Raw genomic sequence first — 16,899 nt, forward strand, 5'->3', positions numbered from 1 at the left:
AAATTGATCGATGCGTGCATTCTAGCCGTATTCCTGACAAAATCAGTCAATGAAAACTGTCAAACGCATTTGAAATCTGAGCCACTTCGCGCCTGATCGCGCAAAGTAAAACTGAGCCAGTCGTTACTTCTTCGATGACCAGACGTGACCGGCCTGGCGCTGCTGTTTCAGTCTGTAGCTGTCTCCTTTGATCTGGATGATGTGGGCGTGGTGCAGGATGCGGTCGAGCATCGCTGCAGTCAGTGTGGTGTTGCCGCCGAAGGTTTCGTCCCACTGCGCAAACGGAAGGTTGCTGGTCAGGATCATTGAACCGCGCTCGTAGCGTTTGGCGACGATTTGGAAGAAGTGGCTGGCCTGATCGCCCGAGAGCGGCAGATAGCCAATCTCGTCGACGATGAGCAACCTCGGGCCGAGAATGTTGTGTCGAAGTACCGCGTCGTATCGCTCCTGTCGGCGTGCGGCCTCGAGCTGCAACATTAGATCCGCCGCCGTAATGAACTTCGTCTTGATGCCGGCCTGCGTTGCGGCGTATCCGATGGCGATCGCGAGGTGCGTCTTGCCCACGCCTGACGGACCAAGCAACACGGCGTTCTCGCCTCGCTCGATGAAGCGCAGGGTGGCAAGCTCGTCGATCGTCTTGCGTGGGGCCCCGACGGCGAAGCTGTAGTCGTAGTCATCCAGTGTCTTGATAGCGGGAAACCCCGCCATGCGCACCAGTGTTTGCCGCGAACGCACTTGCCTCGTCTCTCGTTCGTGCGCGAGCGCGTTCTCGAGGAAGTCGAGGAAACTCCATTGCTTGGCCGCGGCGTCGCTGGCCAGAGCGATGTATCGGTGCATGAGCCCCTCGAGCTTCAAACTCTGGCAGTGCCCGTCGATGCGTTCCTGCTGCAAGTTCATGCGCGCACCTCGGTCAGTAATTGCTGGTAGACGGACAACGGGTGCTGGATCGACATCGCGGGATCAACGCGCGGCCGAGCGACGGCACGAGCCGGCAATCGGGGCACCGCGTAGCCTGGCATGTCGCGCAAGCAAGCCCGTTCTCGTTGCTCCAACAGAATCGCGGGTGCCAGCCCTGTAACCGGATGCACTCGCTGGTTGGCCACGTCGCGCAACCATTTACTCACCTCGACGTTCGCAGTCACGGCGTCGAGCATTAAGCCGGATTGCTTGAGCTGGCTCGCCAGCGGCACATAGAAATTGCCACGCAGATAGCGGTGGAATCGCTCGATCTTGCCTTTGGTTTGCGCGCGGTACGGTTGGCACAGTCTGGGCAGGAAGCCGTACCGCTTGGCCAGATCGAGCATGCCGGCGTGCCAGCGGTGTTGACCGTCGCCATATGCATCGCGCTCGACAACGATGGTCTTGGCGTTGTCGTAAAGGATCTCGCAAGGAACGCCACCCAAGGCTTCGAACAGCGCATGATGACAGGCGACCAGCGTCTCGGCGCGTTCATCGGTGGTGAAGCGTGCCCAGCGCCACCGACTGAAGCCGAGCGTGGCGGTGAAGGCGTAAAGCGGGTCGGTGCCTCGGCGGAAGACAACGAAATCGCACTGCATCTGCCGGCCGGGCTCGGTCTCGAATCTCACGACCGGATCCGGCTTCGGCACGGACTTATGCGCGTTCATGAAGGCCTGCAGGCTTCGCAGTTGGCCGTCGTAGCCGCGCGCACGCAACTCGCGCAATAGCGCCGGCGCGGCGATGACCTCGGGTGCTGCCGCGCTCATGCGCTCGAGGATGTACGCCTCGAACGTTCCGAGCTTGGTTGGTCGCGGTTCACGCGGCTTGTAGCGAGGCACTTCCTCGGCCGACAGGTACCGCGCCACCGTGTTGCGAGAAATACCCAGGCGCCGCGCGATCTCGCGCTCCGATACGCCCTGGGCTTTGAGCACATGGATTTGCATCCACTGTTCCTTCTGGAGCATCGCCAGCCTTTGCGCGCAAAAGGCTGACTGTACTGAAAGGTGGCTCAGATTTACTTCGCGCGAAGTGGCTCATTATTACTTTGCGCCCAACAAAAACCCTTATCCGCGCGATTCGGTCATTTCATAGGGTCACCCAAACGAACAAAATGACCAATTCGCGCAGTTTGGTCGAGAAGATTCGCCGTTCGACAGAGTCGCTCACGCAGCCGAGGGCCACCGGCGGACATCGAGTCACGGGGTCAAAGCGGCAGTCGCGGCCGGGCGGGCTGTTTAGAAACTTGCAAGCCTGAAAGGAGGACGGCTGAGCGCAAAGCTACGCGTTGGGAGAAACGCGATAGCGTCTCCGGGTGGACTAGGACGAGTGAAATGACCGACCGACAGGCAAAAATGAGCGGAAAATGATCGACTTGGTGGATGCTGCCAGCGTCAATGCGGGCCGACACCGACACCCTGTGCTTGTGTCCAATACCCTTGGGGAGCGGGCGAAGATGCCGGTCGAACGCCTTGCTTTTGCGCGTTCTGGAGATTCTGCGGATAGTCAACCTGGTCGCCGCCCGGGTTGTAGCCATTCTTTTCCAACTGGCTCAATTCCGCATTCTTCTTTGCGCCGTTTGCCTTACGTTCAACTTTCCGCTGTGCCTTCTGCGCTTGCTTCGCAGTGGCCGAGTCAACCGGCGCGGTCGTGGGGTCGCTCGCGTTTTGCGCGTTCGCAGATGGCGCTGCTACAACCACGGCGCTTAGCGCCACGGCGAACCGCCGAGCACACCGACGCCGACCGACGCGCACGATTGAGCGGACGGCATCTGCACATCCAGTTCAACCGGGATTTCCTGATTGCCACATGCCCCCGGTCGACCGGGAAGGCCTGCGGCAGGTTCCTCCGCAGCGCGGCGTCAAGGTGAACGAGAGGCTTTACCATCCTCGCCGACAGCAAGCCCATCAACCTGTGCGAGCTCAACGTTCGTATACCCAAGAAGATCCCGGGCAGCATCCAAGGCGTCATCGACGTACTTCAGGAGGTCAAGGAGGCGCTCGGCGTGAGCTAGGCGACCTCGGGTACCTCAGCAACGCAAAAGCCGGCCACACGGGCCGGCTTTTTTACGTCCATTCGCGGCAGCACAACGCGAACAGAACGTTCGACGCTACCACCGATTCCCGATAAAACAAAATGCGTCCCATCGGGAAATAAAGCATAACGTGCCCAGGTGGCCACTTTATGCTTAACGGCACAGATTTCCTTGGATAACCTTGGAAGTGAATCTGGTGGGCCCGGCGGGATTTGAACCCGCGACCAATCGATTATGAGTCGACTGCTCTAACCGCTGAGCTACAGGCCCTGATGAGAAGCGAAGCGTGCTACACGCGCTCCCGGCAGATACGCCGGGCCGGCATTGTAACAACAAAGGGAACCAAGGAGACAAACGCCACCGGCATCACGCAGATGCCGGCGGCGTTCGCAGGAGAGACGCCGGAAATCAGTTCCCTTCGAGGAACGACTTCAGCTTGTCGGAACGGCTCGGGTGACGCAGCTTGCGCAGCGCCTTGGCCTCGATCTGACGGATCCGCTCGCGCGTAACGTCGAACTGCTTGCCGACTTCCTCGAGCGTGTGATCGGTGCTCATTTCGATACCGAAACGCATCCGCAGCACCTTCGCCTCGCGCGGCGTCAGCGAATCGAGCACGTCCTTCACGACGTCGCGCATGCTGGCATGCAGCGCGGCATCGGCCGGCGCGACCGTGTTGTTGTCCTCGATGAAATCGCCGAGATGGGAATCGTCGTCGTCGCCGATCGGCGTTTCCATCGAGATCGGCTCCTTCGCGATCTTCATGATCTTGCGGATCTTGTCTTCCGGCATTTCCATCTTCTCGGCGAGCGTTGCCGGATCCGGCTCGAGACCGGTTTCCTGCAGGATCTGCCGCGAGATGCGGTTCATCTTGTTGATCGTCTCGATCATGTGAACCGGAATCCGGATCGTGCGCGCCTGGTCCGCGATCGAGCGCGTGATGGCCTGACGGATCCACCACGTCGCATAGGTCGAGAACTTGTAGCCGCGACGGTATTCGAACTTGTCCACCGCCTTCATCAGGCCGATGTTGCCTTCCTGGATCAGGTCGAGGAACTGCAGGCCGCGGTTCGTGTACTTCTTCGCGATCGAGATCACGAGACGCAGGTTCGCCTCGGTCATTTCGCGCTTCGCCTGGCGTGCCTTCAGTTCGCCGGCCGCCATCTGGCGGTTGGTTTCCTTCAGGTCCTTCAGCGGCAGCACGACGCGCGCCTGCAGGTCGAGCAGGCGCTGCTGCTGTTCGCGGATCGCCGGGATGTTGCGCGACAGGATCGCGCCGTACGTATGCCCTTCGGCGGTGATCTTCTCGGACCAGTCGAGATCCGTCTCGCTGCCCGGGAAGCGCGCGATGAATTCCGAACGCGGCATGCCGCACTTGTCGACGACGATGTGCAGGATCTGGCGCTCGACCTGACGCACTTCGTCCACCTGCGCACGCAGCGTGTCGCACAGGCGCTCGACGGTACGCGCGGTGAAGCGGATCGTCATCAGCTCGGTCTGGATCGTTTCCTGCGCCTTCAGGTAGGACTTCGACTTGTAGCCTTCCTTCTCGAACGCGCGACGCATCTTGTCGAACCACTCGCTGATCTGCGAGAACTTGTCGAGCGAAGCGCGCTTGAGGGCTTCGAGCTGGGCGGCGTTGGCCGATGCTTGCGCGGCACCGTCATCTTCCTCCGCTTCCTCTTCTTCCTCTTCCTCTTCGGCTTCCTCGTCCTCGTTCTCGATGGCTTCCGCTTCCTTCGCGGAGAAGCCGTCGGTATCGGCAGTGTCCGAAGCGTTCGGATCGAGCAGGCCGTCGACGAGCTCGTCGACGCGGATCTCTTCGTTCGCGACGCGCTCGGCCATCGCGAGGATGTCGGCGATCGTCGTCGGGCACGCGGAAATCGCCATCACCATGTGGCGCAGGCCGTCCTCGATCCGCTTCGCGATCTCGATTTCGCCTTCGCGCGTGAGCAGCTCGACCGTGCCCATCTCGCGCATGTACATCCGGACCGGATCGGTCGTGCGGCCGAATTCCGAATCGACGGTGGACAGCGCAACTTCCGCTTCCTCTTCGACTTCATCGTCCGACGACGCGGCCGGCGCGTTGTCGTTCAAGAGCAGCGTTTCCGCGTCCGGCGCCTGCTCGTAAACCGCCACGCCCATGTCGTTGAACGTGCCGATGATGCCTTCGAGGGCTTCGGTCTCGGTGAAGTTGTCCGGCAGGTGGTCGTTGATTTCGGCGTACGTCAGGAAGCCGCGCTCCTTGCCGAGCTTGATCAGCGCGCGCAGCTTCACGCGGCGCTCTTCGAGCTCCTCGGCCGTGCCGGGCGTGCTCGTCGCGAACGCTTCCTTCAGCAGCGCCTTTTCCTTGGCGCGACGATCGCGCACCTTGGATTTGCCCGGAACAGCCGCGGCTGCGGGCTGCTCGTCGCTCTGATTTGCGTCGTCAACGACGGATACTTCGTTCAGCTTTTTGGTCATGGAGTTCGCCGTACCGGCTATATCGACTCGCGGCTGCTGGACGACAGCCGGTTGAACCGTGGGTGCATGAGTAGTACGTACTGCCGTTTCGTCCGCGGCGGCAGTCGTGTCCCTTGCGCTTTTCGCACTTGCCCGCTTCGCCGCCGGCTTGGCCGGCCCGGAGTCGGGTCTGGCGGCAGCCCGTGTTCTGGCTGCCGGCGCCGGCGCAGCCTGAGCAGTGCCGGCCGCGGTTTTCTTTCCTGCAGGGGCTGACGTGGCTGAAGACGTTGTCCTGGTGGAAGAAGCAGACTTGGCCGCTGTGACCTTCTTGGTCGGCTCCGTCGAGCCCTTGCCTGCTGCTTTCTTTCCGCCTGTCGTCTTTGCCATCGCGATTCTCGCCTCTGCTTAGAAAACAAACCGCTGGAAACCTTATATTATAGCACGCTGGGGAGCCCTCTCTAAGCGCCCCGGCCGCCTACAGCCCGAGCCGACGCTTCATGTCGGTTCGCTGCTGGTTCAATCCCGTCAATTCGGTCAGTTCCTCGGGTGTGAAAGTGGATTGCCGCGCGAGCCGGTCAAGCCGGTCGCAGCAGGCGTCATAGCGCATCTTGAGCACCGCCGCCTGCAGCTCCTCCCCCGCGATCCGTTCCTGTTCACGCTGCCGCTCGGGCACCGTCTCGTCTTCCGGATTCTGTAACAGCAAATCGCGGACGTTTTCATCATAGTCCAGAATTTCGCGGAAGATTTCCTCGTAAGTCGCCCCGTTCGAGGACGCCCGCAGGACATCCGACAGCAGCCGGAACTCCGCGCCCTCGCCCAGCGCACGTGCATGATCGACGACTTCGGCGAACAGTTCGCCGATGCGCGGCAACGCACGCAGGGTCGCAATCTGTTCGTCGTCGAGCTGCGACGCGATACGCGGATGCATCACGAGCGTGCGCAACGCACGCTTTTCGCTGTTCGTCACGCGGCGCCGATCGCTGCGCGCGGGCGCCTGGCGCGGCGGCGCCGCGATCCGCGTATCGACGTCGGATAACCCCGCGACCTCTTCGAACGGGATATCGAGACGGTCCGCGAACATGTGCATGATCTGCGCGCGCAACGCGTTCGCGGGCAGCGCCTGCAGCAGCGGCTTCGCATCGAACAGCGCTTTCGCGCGGCCTTCCGGCTGATCGAGCGCCTTGTCGGCAATTGCTTCGTTCAGCAGAAATTGTGACAGCGGCATCGCGCGCTCGACCTGTTCGGAGAACGCCTCCGCGCCGAACTCGCGCACATAGCTGTCGGGATCGTGCTCGGTCGGCAGAAAAAGGAACCGGATCGTACGGTTGTCTGCCGCATGCGGCAGGCATGCCTCGAGCGCGCGCCGGGCTGCACGCCGCCCGGCCGAATCGCCGTCGAAACTGAAAATGACCGTGTCGGTCTGGCGCAGCAGCTTCTGCACGTGAATCGGCGTGCACGCAGTGCCGAGCGTCGCGACCGCGTTCGGGAAACCGAGCTGCGCGAGCGCGACGACGTCCATGTAGCCTTCGACGACCAGCACATACTTGCGCTCGCGAATCGCGAGCCGCGCCTCGAATAAGCCGTACAGTTCGCTGCCCTTGTTGAACAGCGGCGTTTCGGGTGAGTTCAGGTACTTCGGCTCGCCGCTGCCGAGCACGCGGCCGCCGAAACCGATCACCTGCCCCTTCACGTTGCGGATCGGGAACATGATCCGCTCGCGGAACCGGTCGTAGCGACGCGCGACGCCCTGCGCGTCGGTTTTCTCGCTGACGATCACGAGCCCCGACTCGACGAGCGACTCGTCGCGATAGTCCGGAAACGCGGTTTCGAGGTTCTGCCAGCCGTCCGGCGCATAGCCGAGCCCGAAGCGCGCGGCGATCTCGCCGGTCAGGCCCCGGTTCTTCAGGTACTGGATCGCGACGGTCGCGCCGCGCAACTGCTTGCGGTAGTAGTCGCACGCGGCGGACATCGCGTCGGACAATGCGGTCGCGACCGATTTCGACACCGGCGCCGGATAGTCGCCGCCCCCGCCCCCACCGCCGCCACGCATCGACGGCTCGTGCGGCACGGTCAGCCCGACGGACTGCGCGAGTTCCTGCACGGCTTCCGGGAACGTGAGCCCCGCGTGCTCCATCAGGAAGCCGATCGCCGTGCCGTGCGCGCCGCATCCGAAGCAGTGATAGAACTGCTTGGTCGGGCTGACGGTAAACGACGGGCTCTTCTCGTTATGGAACGGGCACAGCCCCATGAAATTGGCGCCGCCCTTCTTGAGCTGCACGTACCGACCCACCACGTCGACGATATCGACGCGGTTCAGCAAATCCTGCAGGAACGAATGCGGAATCACCGTGGGATCGAGCGAAAAAAGACAATACGACGCCCGGCGCACGCATCGCTGGGCGCGCCGGGCACGGGTTTTACTTCGTGAGCGCGGCCTTGACCTGCGCGGAAACGGCCGTCATGTCGGCGCGGCCGGCGAGCTTGCCCTTCAGCACGCCCATCACCTTGCCCATGTCCTGCGGGCCGGCTGCGCCGGTTTGCGCGACCGCCGCCTGGACTTCGGCCGCCACTTCGGCGTCCGAAAGTTGCGCGGGCATGTAGCCGCCCAGCACGATCAGTTCGGCCTGCTCCTTCGCGACGAGATCGTCGCGGCCGGCGGCCTGGAACTGGCTGATCGAATCCTTGCGCTGCTTGATCATCTTGTCGATCACGGCCGTGATGTCCGCGTCGCCGAGCGTGACCCGATCATCGACCTCGCGCTGCTTGATCGCGGCCATCAGCAGCCGAATCGTCGCCAGGCGCTCGCTTTCCTTCGCGCGCATCGCGGCCTTCATGTCTTCGCTGATCTGCTCTTTCAAACTCATCTTTCACCCGGGATGGAAACGTGAATCCGACGCCCGTGAACAGGCGTCAACACAAAAACCCGCTTGGGACAGTGTCTCAAGCGGGTTGCTCGAATCCGGCATCGGCGGCTCGCTGCCTGATCGGCTAGCCGATCGCGCTTGATCGTCCGTCATCACGCCCGATCGCATGGAACCGCCGGTGCGCCGCTCAGCGAACCACGCGGCGCCCAATCATTCAGTACAGCTTCTTCGGCAACGTCTGGCTGCGGATACGCTTGTAATGACGCTTCACCGCAGCAGCTTTCTTGCGCTTGCGCTCCGCGGTCGGCTTCTCGAAAAACTCGCGCGCTCGAAGTTCGGTCAACAAACCGTTCTTCTCGATCGTGCGCTTGAAGCGACGCATTGCAACTTCGAACGGCTCGTTCTCTTTAACGCGAATGATCGTCATGATCCGACACGAATAAAGGTTTGGAGGGAAAGACTACCGAGTATAGCAGAGCGATTGCCTGAAGACACAGGGGCCTGGTCCCACTAAAACGGGGCTTGCCCGACGCGTCAGGCGCCGCGCGAATACTCCGCCGCGGCCTGCCCGGCCGCCGTGCCGGACGCCCACGCCCACTGGAAGTTGTAGCCGCCGAGCCAGCCTGTGACGTCCACCGCCTCGCCGATGAAGAACAGCCCCGGTACGCGCGCGCTCATCATCGTCGCCGACGACAGTTCCCGCGTATCGACACCGCCCTTCGTCACTTCGGCCTTCTTGTAGCCCTCGGTGCCGTTCGGCGTCAGCGTCCAGCCGGACAGCGCATCGCCGATCTGGCGCAGCGTCTTGTCGGGCAGGTCCGCGAGCCGCGCGTCGGCTGCGACGCGATGCGTGTCGAGCCACGCATGCGCGAGGCGCGACGGCACCCAGTCCGCGAGCAGCGAACCGATCTGGCGTTTCGACGTGCGCTTCGCGTCGAGCAGATCGGCCACCGTGTCGCGCTGCGGCAGCAGGTCGACACGAATCGGGTCGCCAGGCTGCCAGTAGCTCGAGATCTGCAGGATGCCGGGCCCGGACAGCCCGCGATGGGTCAGCAGCAGGTCCTCGACGAATTCGCCGCCGCGCTTCTTGTCGCCGGTCGACACGCGCACTTCGAGCGACACGCCGGACAACGCCGCGAACGGCTCCCAGTCCTGCGGTGCGAATGTGAGCGGCACGAGCGCGGGCCGCGTATCGATGAGCTTGTGGCCGAACTGCTTCGCGAGCCGGTAGCCGAAGTCGGTCGCGCCGATCTTCGGGATCGACAGGCCGCCGGTCGCGACAATCAGTGCGCGCGCACCGATCGGCCCCGCCTGCTGCGTGTCGAGCGTGAAGCCGTCGGCCGGCGCGTGGCGCACCGCGTCGACGACGACGGGCCGGCGCCACGCGACGCCGCCCGCGTCGCATTCGTGCTTCAGCGCGTCGATGACCGCGTCGCTGCCGTGGTCGCAAAAGAGCTGGCCCTTGTGCTTTTCGTGCCAGGTCACGTGATGGCGCTTGAGCAGCCCGAGGAAGTCGCGCGGCGTATAGCGCGCCAGCGCCGAGCGCGCGAAATGCGGATTCGCCGACAGATAGTTGTCGGGGCCTGCGTACAGGTTCGTGAAGTTGCAGCGGCCGCCGCCCGAGATGCGGATTTTCTCGGCGAGCCGCGGCGCGTGATCGATCAGCACGACGCGGCGGCCGAGCTGCCCGGCGACCGCGGCGCTCATCATCCCGGCGGCGCCCGCGCCGATCACGGCGATGTCATAAGTTTCCATGGCGCGGATTGTACCTGCCCGGCATCGGGCCCGGGCCGCCGCCAGCGGCGGCCGGCCCTCGCCTGCTATACTTTCCGGTTACGTTGACCTTCCTGCGGCGCGCTCGATACAGCGCGCCCCGCCCCCACCCATGCTCGTTCTCGGCATCGAAAGCTCCTGCGACGAAACCGGCCTCGCGCTCTACGACACGCAGCGCGGCCTGCTCGCGCACGCGCTCCACTCGCAGATCGCGATGCACCGTGACTACGGCGGCGTCGTGCCCGAACTCGCGTCGCGCGACCACATCCGCCGCGCGCTGCCGCTGCTCGAGGAAGTGATGGCGCAAAGCGGCACGCACCGCGACGACATCGACGCGATCGCATTCACGCAGGGCCCCGGTCTCGCCGGCGCGCTGCTGGTCGGCGCGAGCATCGCGAATGCGCTCGCACTCGCATGGAACAAACCGACCGTCGGCATCCATCACCTCGAAGGCCACCTGCTGTCGCCGCTGCTCGTCGAGCAGCCGCCGCCATTCCCGTTCGTCGCGCTGCTGGTTTCCGGCGGCCACACGCAACTGATGCGCGTGACCGACGTCGGCGTGTACGAGACGCTCGGCGAAACGCTCGACGACGCGGCCGGCGAAGCGTTCGACAAGACGGCGAAGCTGATCGGCCTCGGCTACCCGGGCGGCCCGGAAGTGTCGAAACTCGCTGAAACGGGCACACCGGGCGCGGTCGTGCTGCCGCGCCCGATGCTGCATTCGGGCGATCTCGACTTCAGCTTCAGCGGCCTGAAGACGGCCGTGCTCACGCAGATGAAGAAGTTCGAAGCGGCGAAGCTGTCCGGCGAAGCGCTCGAACGCGCGAAAGCCGACCTCGCGCGCGGCTTCGTCGATGCGGCCGTCGACGTGCTCGTCGCGAAGTCGCTCGCCGCGCTGAAGAAGACGAAGCTCAAGCGCCTCGTGGTCGCGGGCGGCGTCGGCGCGAACCTCCAGTTGCGCGCGGCGCTGTCGGCTGCCGCGGCCAAGCGCGGCTTCGACGTGCACTACCCCGATCTCGCGCTCTGCACCGACAACGGCGCGATGATCGCGCTCGCGGGCGCACTGCGGCTCGGCCGCTGGCCCGAGCAGGCGAATGCCGACTACGCCTTCACGGTAAAGCCGCGCTGGGATCTCGCATCGCTTGCACGCTGAGCCGCGCAACGCGACGCCCACGCCAGAAAATGAAAAGGCCGCTCAAACGAGCGGCCTTCTTCATCGGCACGACAAAACGACGCAGCGTTATGCAGCCTGCCGCTTGTCGCGTTCGATCAGCGCATACGCGCTGTGATTGTGGATCGACTCGAAGTTTTCGGCTTCGAGCACGTACGCGACCACACGCTCGTCCGCATCGAGACGCTGCGCGACATCGCGCACGAGATCCTCGACGAACTTCGGGTTCTCGTACGCGCGCTCGGTGACGAACTTCTCGTCCGGACGCTTCAGCAGGCCCCACAGCTCGCACGACGCCTCTTCCTCCGCGATGCGAATCAGCGCCTCGACCGGCAGGTCAGCCGCGAGTTCGGCATCGATCGTCACGTGCGAACGCTGGTTGTGTGCGCCGTACTGCGAGATCTTCTTCGAGCACGGGCACAGGCTCGTCACGGGCACCAGCACCTTCAGGAACAGGCGCGTGTCGCCGTTGCGGCTTTCGCCCGCGAGCGTCACTTCATAGTCGAGCAGGCTCTGCACGCCGGACACCGGCGCCGTCTTGTTCACGAAGTACGGGAACGTGACCTCGATGCGGCCGGCCTCGGCTTCGAGCTTTTCGAGCATCGACGCGAGCATCGCGCGGAAACGCTCGACCGTCAGCGGCGCGCGGTTCTCTTCGAGCAGCGCGACGAAGCGCGACATGTGCGTGCCCTTCTGGTCGGCCGGCAGGCGGACGTCGAGGTTCCAGACGCCGACGGTCGGCTGAACGTCGCCGCTTTCGGTACACACCGTCAACGGATGCCGGACCGCCTTCACGCCCACGCGCTGAATCGGAATCTGACGGGTATCCACCGTGCTCTGCACGTCGGGCATCACGAAGGCGGGATTCATCTGGTTCATCTTCTTGTTCAATCCTTGTAAGCCGCGCGTTCGACGACGCGCACGCCGCGTCATGCGGCAGCCGGAAAAGCAACATGGGCCCGCAGGCCCATGTTTTCCGCATCAATGAAGACCGGTTGCGCCAGTCGCACCCGCACCGCCCGAAGGCGGCGCCAGCTTACGCGACGCGCTTCGCCTGACCGGCGACATCGGCCGCCGGGTTCAGGAAGCGTTCGCGAATCGATTTCGCGATGCCCGCGCCATCGAGGCCACATTGCGACAGCAGCTTCGCGGGATCGCCGTGATCGACGAACAGGTCAGGGAGGCCCAATTGTAGTACGGGTCGGATAACCCCACTCTCCATCAGGGCTTCCACGCAGGCCGAGCCCGCGCCACCCATCACGCAGCCTTCCTCGACGGTGACGAGGTAGTCGTGCGTCTCGGCGAGTTCGCGCACGAGTGCCGCGTCGACCGGCTTCACGAAGCGCATGTTCGCGACGGTGGCGTCGAGTTCCTCGGCCGCGGCGAGCGACGGTGCGACCATCGTGCCGAACGCGAGGATCGCGACGCGCTTGCCTTCCGGCTGCGACGTCCGGCGACGCACTTCACCCTTGCCGAGCGGGATCTCGGTGAATTCCTTCACCGTCGGCACGCCCGTGCCCGCGCCGCGCGGATAGCGCACCGCGGTCGGGTTCGGCTGCTGCAACGCCGTGTGCAGCATCTGACGGCATTCGTTCTCGTCGGACGCCACCATGACCGTCATGTTCGGGATGCAGCGCATGAACGCGAGATCGTACGCGCCCGCATGCGTCGCGCCGTCCGCGCCGACGAGGCCCGCACGGTCGATCGCGAACACGACCGGCAGGTTCTGCAGCGCGACGTCGTGGATCAGTTGGTCGTAACCACGCTGCAGGAACGTCGAGTAGATCGCGACGACCGGCTTGAGCCCTTCGGTCGCGAGGCCGCCGGCGAACGTCACCGCGTGCTGCTCGGCGATGCCGACGTCGTAGTAGCGATCCTTGAAGCGCTTTTCGAACTCGACCATACCCGAGCCTTCGCGCATCGCGGGCGTGATGCCGACGACGCGCGAATCGCGCTCGGCTTCATCGCACAGCCACTCGCCGAACACTTGCGTGTACGTCTTCTTCGCGGGCGCGATCGACGGCTTGATGCCTTCGGCCGGATTGAACTTGCCGGGGCCGTGATAGAGCACGGGATCGGCTTCGGCGAGCTTGTAGCCCTGGCCTTTCTTCGTCACCACGTGCAGGAACTGCGGGCCGCGCAGTTCGCGGATGTTCTGCAGCGTCGGGATCAGCGAATCGAGATCGTGACCGTCGATCGGGCCGATGTAGTTGAAGCCGAACTCCTCGAACAGCGTGGCCGGCACGACCATGCCCTTCGCGTGCTCCTCGAGCTTGCGCGCGAGTTCGAGCACCGGCGGCGCAACGCTCAGCACGCGCTCGACGCCCGCGCGCGCGGCCGCATAGAAGCGGCCCGACATCAGGCGGGCGAGATGGCGATTCAGCGCGCCGACCGGCGGCGAAATCGACATGTCGTTGTCGTTCAGGATCACGAGCAGCTTCGCATCTTCCGACACGCCCGCGTTGTTCATCGCCTCGAACGCCATGCCGGCCGTCATCGCGCCGTCGCCGATCACGGCGATCGAGAAGCGGTCGTCGCCGTTCAGCTGGCTGCCGATCGCCATGCCGAGCGCGGCCGAGATCGACGTGCTCGAGTGCGCGGTGCCGAACGTGTCGTATTCCGACTCGCTGCGGCGCGGGAAGCCCGAGATGCCGTCGTACTGGCGCAGCGAATGCATCTGGTCGCGGCGGCCCGTCAGGATCTTGTGCGGATAGGTCTGGTGGCCCACATCCCAGACGATGCGATCGTTCGGCGTGTTGAACACGTAGTGCAACGCGATCGTCAGCTCGACCGTCCCGAGGTTGGACGACAAATGGCCGCCCGTCTTCGACACGCTGTCGAGCACGAACGCGCGCAGTTCATCCGCGAGCGGGTGAAGTTGGCGACGATCGAGGCGGCGCAAATCCGCCGGGTCGTCGATGGTTTTCAGCAAGTCGTACATCGTCGTTCCATTGTAGGAAATCAAACGCGCCCGCATTCTTTTGCACGCACCGTAGCGTGTGCGCGGCGGCGGGCTTTCGCGTCAGCTGACCCGGTTCACCACCAGGTCGGCAAGTTCGGCGAGACGCTGTGCGCGTGCGCCGAACGGTTTCAGCGCGTCGTGCGCTTCGGCGCGCAGCTGCGCTGCGAGCTCGCGCGACGCCTCGAGGCCGAGGATCGATACGTAGGTCGGCTTGTCGTTCGCCGCGTCCTTGCCGGCCGTCTTGCCGAGCGTCGCCGAATCGGTCGTTACGTCGAGAATATCGTCGACGACCTGGAAGGCCAGGCCCACGGCCCCCGCGTAAACATCGAGCGCGGCCATCGTTTCCGACGACGGCGTCTCGCCGGCCAGCGCGCCCATCCGCACGGCCGCGCGCAGCAGTGCGCCCGTCTTCATCCGGTGCATCGTCTCGAGCTGCTCGCGCGTCAGCTTGAGGCCGACGCTCGCCAGGTCGATCGCTTGCCCGCCGGCCATGCCGAGCGAGCCGCTCGCGAGCGCAAGCTCGCGCACGAGCGCCGCCTGCTGCACCGGCGACAGCGCATCGGCATCGGTCAGCGCAACGAACGCCTGCGACTGCAGCGCATCGCCGACCAGCAGTGCCGTCGGCTCGTCGTACTGCACGTGCACGGTCGGCTTGCCGCGGCGCAGTGCGTCGTCGTCCATGCACGGCATGTCGTCGTGCACGAGCGAATAGACGTGGATCATCTCCAGCGCCGCCGCCGCCGCGTTGCGCGCCGCTTCCGTCGCGCCGGTCAGTTCGCCTGCTGCATGGCACAGCAGCGGGCGAACGCGTTTGCCGCCGCCGAGAACCGCGTAGCGCATCGCCTCGTGGAGTTGCGCAGGCATCGCGGTTTCAGCGGGCAAATAGTGGCCAAGTGCGTCCTCGACACGGTCAAGCACGGACCGCATCCATTGTTCGAATGTCATAGATCGTCGTCTTCGCTGTCCGTGGCGGCCGTTCCGGACGAAAGCGGCTTCAGCGTCGCGCCGTCAAGCACGCGAACCTGCTGCTCCACCTTCTCGAGCTGCTGTTGGCAAAACGCAACGAGGGTCGCACCGCGGCGATACGCCGCCAGCGAATCCTCGAGGCTCAACGCGCCGCCTTCCATCCGGGCAACCAGCGTCTCGAGTTCCGAGAGCGCCATCTCGTAATTGTCCGGCAACGGTTCGGTGCCATTACCGGGCGGCGTGGCGCCTGGGGATGCGGTTTTCGCCATGGACGAGGGTGTCAAATTTCAAAACAGTCGGACATTCTACGGCAAAAGAGAATTTTCCGACCTGACGACTTGGGCACCCGGGCACATATTCCGGCCCCATCACCGATACACATTGTGCGCCTCTCGATTGTCGCCCGACAAAAAAATGACACAAATCAGGCACTTAATCCTAGCCTTGCGGGGCGAACCGGGTATAATTCCCCGTTTCCCTAAATCGATTTTTCGATGGTTGGGTTGTTCACTGCTTTCACGCTAACACCGGGAGTGGGAATGTCCAATCTGAGCGATGCGCTTCAGTTGAAGTCGGCTCACAGCCAGCTTCCAGTCACTGCATACTTCGATGAGGCGCTGCTCGAGCGCGAGATCGAAACCCTCTTCAAGAAAGGACCTCGTTACGTCGGGCACGAGTTGATGGTGCCCGAGGCGGGGGATTATTTTGCGCTGCCGTCCGAGAAGGAAGGCCGCGTGCTGGTTCGCAACCAGGCGAACCAGATCGACCTGCTGTCGAACGTCTGCCGCCACCGGCAGGCCATCATGCTCAACGGGCGCGGGCACACGCAGAACATCGTGTGCCCGCTGCACCGCTGGACGTACGACCTGCAAGGCGAGTTGCTCGGCGCGCCGCACTTCCCCGACAAGCCGTGCCTGAACCTCGGCAAGAGCCCGCTGCAGAACTGGCAGGGGCTGCTGTTCGAAGCCGAAGGCCGGAACGTCGCGCGCGACCTCGCCAACCTCGGCACGAAGCATCACTTCGACTTCTCCGAGTACCACTTCGATCACGTCGAAGTGCACGAGTGCGATTACAACTGGAAGACGTTCATCGAGGTCTACCTCGAGGATTATCACGTCGTCCCGTTCCACCCGGGCCTCGGCAGCTTCGTGTCGTGCGACGACCTCAAGTGGGAGTTCGGCGACTGGTACAGCGTGCAGACGGTCGGCGTGCACAACGCACTCGCGAAACCGGGCAGCGCGACTTACCAGAAATGGCACGAGCAGGTGCTGAAATTCCGCAACGGCGTGCCGCCGGAATTCGGGGCGATCTGGATGGTCTACTACCCGGGCCTGATGATCGAGTGGTATCCGCACGTGCTCGTCGTGTCGTGGCTGATCCCGCGCGGCCCGCAGAAGACGACCAACATCGTCGAGTTCTATTACCCCGAGGAAATCGCGCTGTTCGAACGCGAATTCGTCGAGGCCGAGCGCGCCGCCTACATGGAAACGGCCGTCGAGGATGACGAGATCGCAATGCGGATGGACGCAGGCCGCCGTGCGCTGATGGCACGCGGCGAGTCGCAGGTCGGCCCGTACCAGAGCCCGATGGAAGACGGCATGCAGCACTTCCACGAGTTCCTGCGCCGCCACCTCGGCGACATCTGACGGCCGGTGCGGCGCAACCGGCACCGCACGGCATCCTGCATGACGAAAAGACGGGTTTCGGCCCGTCTTTTTTTGTTTAGACTTGGGGT

13 protein-coding genes and 1 tRNA gene are annotated in these 16,899 nt (G+C 64.0%); 2 read left to right on the forward strand and 12 right to left on the reverse strand.

What is annotated here, in order from left to right; translation table 11 throughout:
* Positions 1-123: 123 nt before the first annotated feature.
* The 8 genes from istB to CUJ89_RS27860 form a co-directional block, all read right to left on the reverse strand.
* Complete coding sequence (gene istB / locus CUJ89_RS27815; protein WP_114175276.1) at positions 124-897, reverse strand: IS21-like element ISBcen13 family helper ATPase IstB; 774 nt, start codon at positions 895-897, stop codon at positions 124-126.
* On the reverse strand, positions 894-1,922 hold the full coding sequence (gene istA / locus CUJ89_RS27820; RefSeq protein WP_114175274.1) for an IS21 family transposase: 1,029 nt from the start codon (positions 1,920-1,922) through the stop codon (positions 894-896). Before istA ends, istB begins: the two co-directional genes overlap by 4 nt.
* A 1,261-nt stretch (positions 1,923-3,183) precedes the next feature.
* A tRNA-Ile gene (locus tag CUJ89_RS27835) sits at positions 3,184-3,259 on the reverse strand.
* A gap of 138 nt (positions 3,260-3,397) precedes the next feature.
* Complete coding sequence (gene rpoD / locus CUJ89_RS27840) at positions 3,398-5,815, reverse strand: RNA polymerase sigma factor RpoD (RefSeq protein WP_114180524.1); 2,418 nt, start codon at positions 5,813-5,815, stop codon at positions 3,398-3,400.
* Positions 5,816-5,903: 88 nt separating this feature from the next.
* Positions 5,904-7,775 (reverse strand): DNA primase, encoded by a 1,872-nt coding sequence (dnaG, locus tag CUJ89_RS27845; RefSeq protein WP_114180525.1) that lies wholly within the window; start codon positions 7,773-7,775, stop codon positions 5,904-5,906.
* A gap of 70 nt (positions 7,776-7,845) precedes the next feature.
* A complete protein-coding gene (locus tag CUJ89_RS27850) occupies positions 7,846-8,292 on the reverse strand; it encodes a GatB/YqeY domain-containing protein (RefSeq protein WP_114180526.1) in 447 nt (148 codons plus the stop codon).
* Positions 8,293-8,506: 214 nt separating this feature from the next.
* Positions 8,507-8,719: a 30S ribosomal protein S21 gene (gene rpsU / locus CUJ89_RS27855; RefSeq protein ID WP_006751743.1), complete on the reverse strand. Its 213-nt coding sequence runs from the start codon at positions 8,717-8,719 to the stop codon at positions 8,507-8,509.
* A 107-nt stretch (positions 8,720-8,826) separates the two neighbouring features.
* Entirely contained in the window at positions 8,827-10,047 is a 1,221-nt protein-coding gene (locus CUJ89_RS27860) for an NAD(P)/FAD-dependent oxidoreductase (protein ID WP_114180527.1), read from the reverse strand.
* A 130-nt stretch (positions 10,048-10,177) separates the two neighbouring features.
* On the opposite strand from CUJ89_RS27860, the gene tsaD reads away from it, so the two are divergent.
* Complete coding sequence (gene tsaD, locus CUJ89_RS27865; protein WP_114180528.1) at positions 10,178-11,218, forward strand: tRNA (adenosine(37)-N6)-threonylcarbamoyltransferase complex transferase subunit TsaD; 1,041 nt, start codon at positions 10,178-10,180, stop codon at positions 11,216-11,218.
* An 87-nt stretch (positions 11,219-11,305) separates the two neighbouring features.
* On the opposite strand, the gene folE2 is transcribed toward tsaD, so the two are convergent.
* The 4 genes from folE2 to CUJ89_RS27885 form a co-directional block, all read right to left on the reverse strand.
* Complete coding sequence (gene folE2 / locus CUJ89_RS27870; protein WP_006486446.1) at positions 11,306-12,115, reverse strand: GTP cyclohydrolase FolE2; 810 nt, start codon at positions 12,113-12,115, stop codon at positions 11,306-11,308.
* A 157-nt stretch (positions 12,116-12,272) separates the two neighbouring features.
* Entirely contained in the window at positions 12,273-14,177 is a 1,905-nt protein-coding gene (gene dxs, locus CUJ89_RS27875; protein ID WP_114180529.1) for a 1-deoxy-D-xylulose-5-phosphate synthase, read from the reverse strand.
* 81 nt (positions 14,178-14,258) lie between these two features.
* On the reverse strand, positions 14,259-15,143 hold the full coding sequence (locus CUJ89_RS27880) for a polyprenyl synthetase family protein (protein WP_114180530.1): 885 nt from the start codon (positions 15,141-15,143) through the stop codon (positions 14,259-14,261).
* On the reverse strand, positions 15,140-15,433 hold the full coding sequence (locus tag CUJ89_RS27885) for an exodeoxyribonuclease VII small subunit (RefSeq protein ID WP_114180531.1): 294 nt from the start codon (positions 15,431-15,433) through the stop codon (positions 15,140-15,142). Before CUJ89_RS27885 ends, CUJ89_RS27880 begins: the two co-directional genes overlap by 4 nt.
* Positions 15,434-15,703: 270 nt before the next feature.
* On the opposite strand from CUJ89_RS27885, the gene CUJ89_RS27890 reads away from it, so the two are divergent.
* Positions 15,704-16,810, forward strand: coding sequence for an aromatic ring-hydroxylating oxygenase subunit alpha (locus tag CUJ89_RS27890; RefSeq protein ID WP_114180532.1), 1,107 nt, complete (start codon positions 15,704-15,706; stop codon positions 16,808-16,810).
* Positions 16,811-16,899 lie beyond the last annotated feature (89 nt).

Origin of the sequence: Burkholderia pyrrocinia, from assembly GCF_003330765.1 — a bacterium.
Lineage (GTDB): Bacteria > Pseudomonadota > Gammaproteobacteria > Burkholderiales > Burkholderiaceae > Burkholderia > Burkholderia pyrrocinia_B.

Bases quoted from the DNA above. Each gene is read 5' to 3' on its own strand.
- istB (WP_114175276.1), bottom strand. From the start codon at position 897: ATGAACTTGCAGCAGGAACGCATCGACGGGCACTGCCAGAGTTTGAAG.
- istA (WP_114175274.1), bottom strand. From the start codon at position 1,922: ATGCTCCAGAAGGAACAGTGGATGCAAATCCATGTGCTCAAAGCCCAG.
- rpoD (WP_114180524.1), bottom strand. From the start codon at position 5,815: ATGGCAAAGACGACAGGCGGAAAGAAAGCAGCAGGCAAGGGCTCGACG.
- CUJ89_RS27850 (WP_114180526.1), bottom strand. From the start codon at position 8,292: ATGAGTTTGAAAGAGCAGATCAGCGAAGACATGAAGGCCGCGATGCGC.
- rpsU (WP_006751743.1), bottom strand. From the start codon at position 8,719: ATGACGATCATTCGCGTTAAAGAGAACGAGCCGTTCGAAGTTGCAATG.
- CUJ89_RS27860 (WP_114180527.1), bottom strand. From the start codon at position 10,047: ATGGAAACTTATGACATCGCCGTGATCGGCGCGGGCGCCGCCGGGATG.
- tsaD (WP_114180528.1), top strand. From the start codon at position 10,178: ATGCTCGTTCTCGGCATCGAAAGCTCCTGCGACGAAACCGGCCTCGCG.
- folE2 (WP_006486446.1), bottom strand. From the start codon at position 12,115: ATGAACCAGATGAATCCCGCCTTCGTGATGCCCGACGTGCAGAGCACG.
- dxs (WP_114180529.1), bottom strand. From the start codon at position 14,177: ATGTACGACTTGCTGAAAACCATCGACGACCCGGCGGATTTGCGCCGC.
- CUJ89_RS27880 (WP_114180530.1), bottom strand. From the start codon at position 15,143: ATGACATTCGAACAATGGATGCGGTCCGTGCTTGACCGTGTCGAGGAC.
- CUJ89_RS27885 (WP_114180531.1), bottom strand. From the start codon at position 15,433: ATGGCGAAAACCGCATCCCCAGGCGCCACGCCGCCCGGTAATGGCACC.
- CUJ89_RS27890 (WP_114180532.1), top strand. From the start codon at position 15,704: ATGTCCAATCTGAGCGATGCGCTTCAGTTGAAGTCGGCTCACAGCCAG.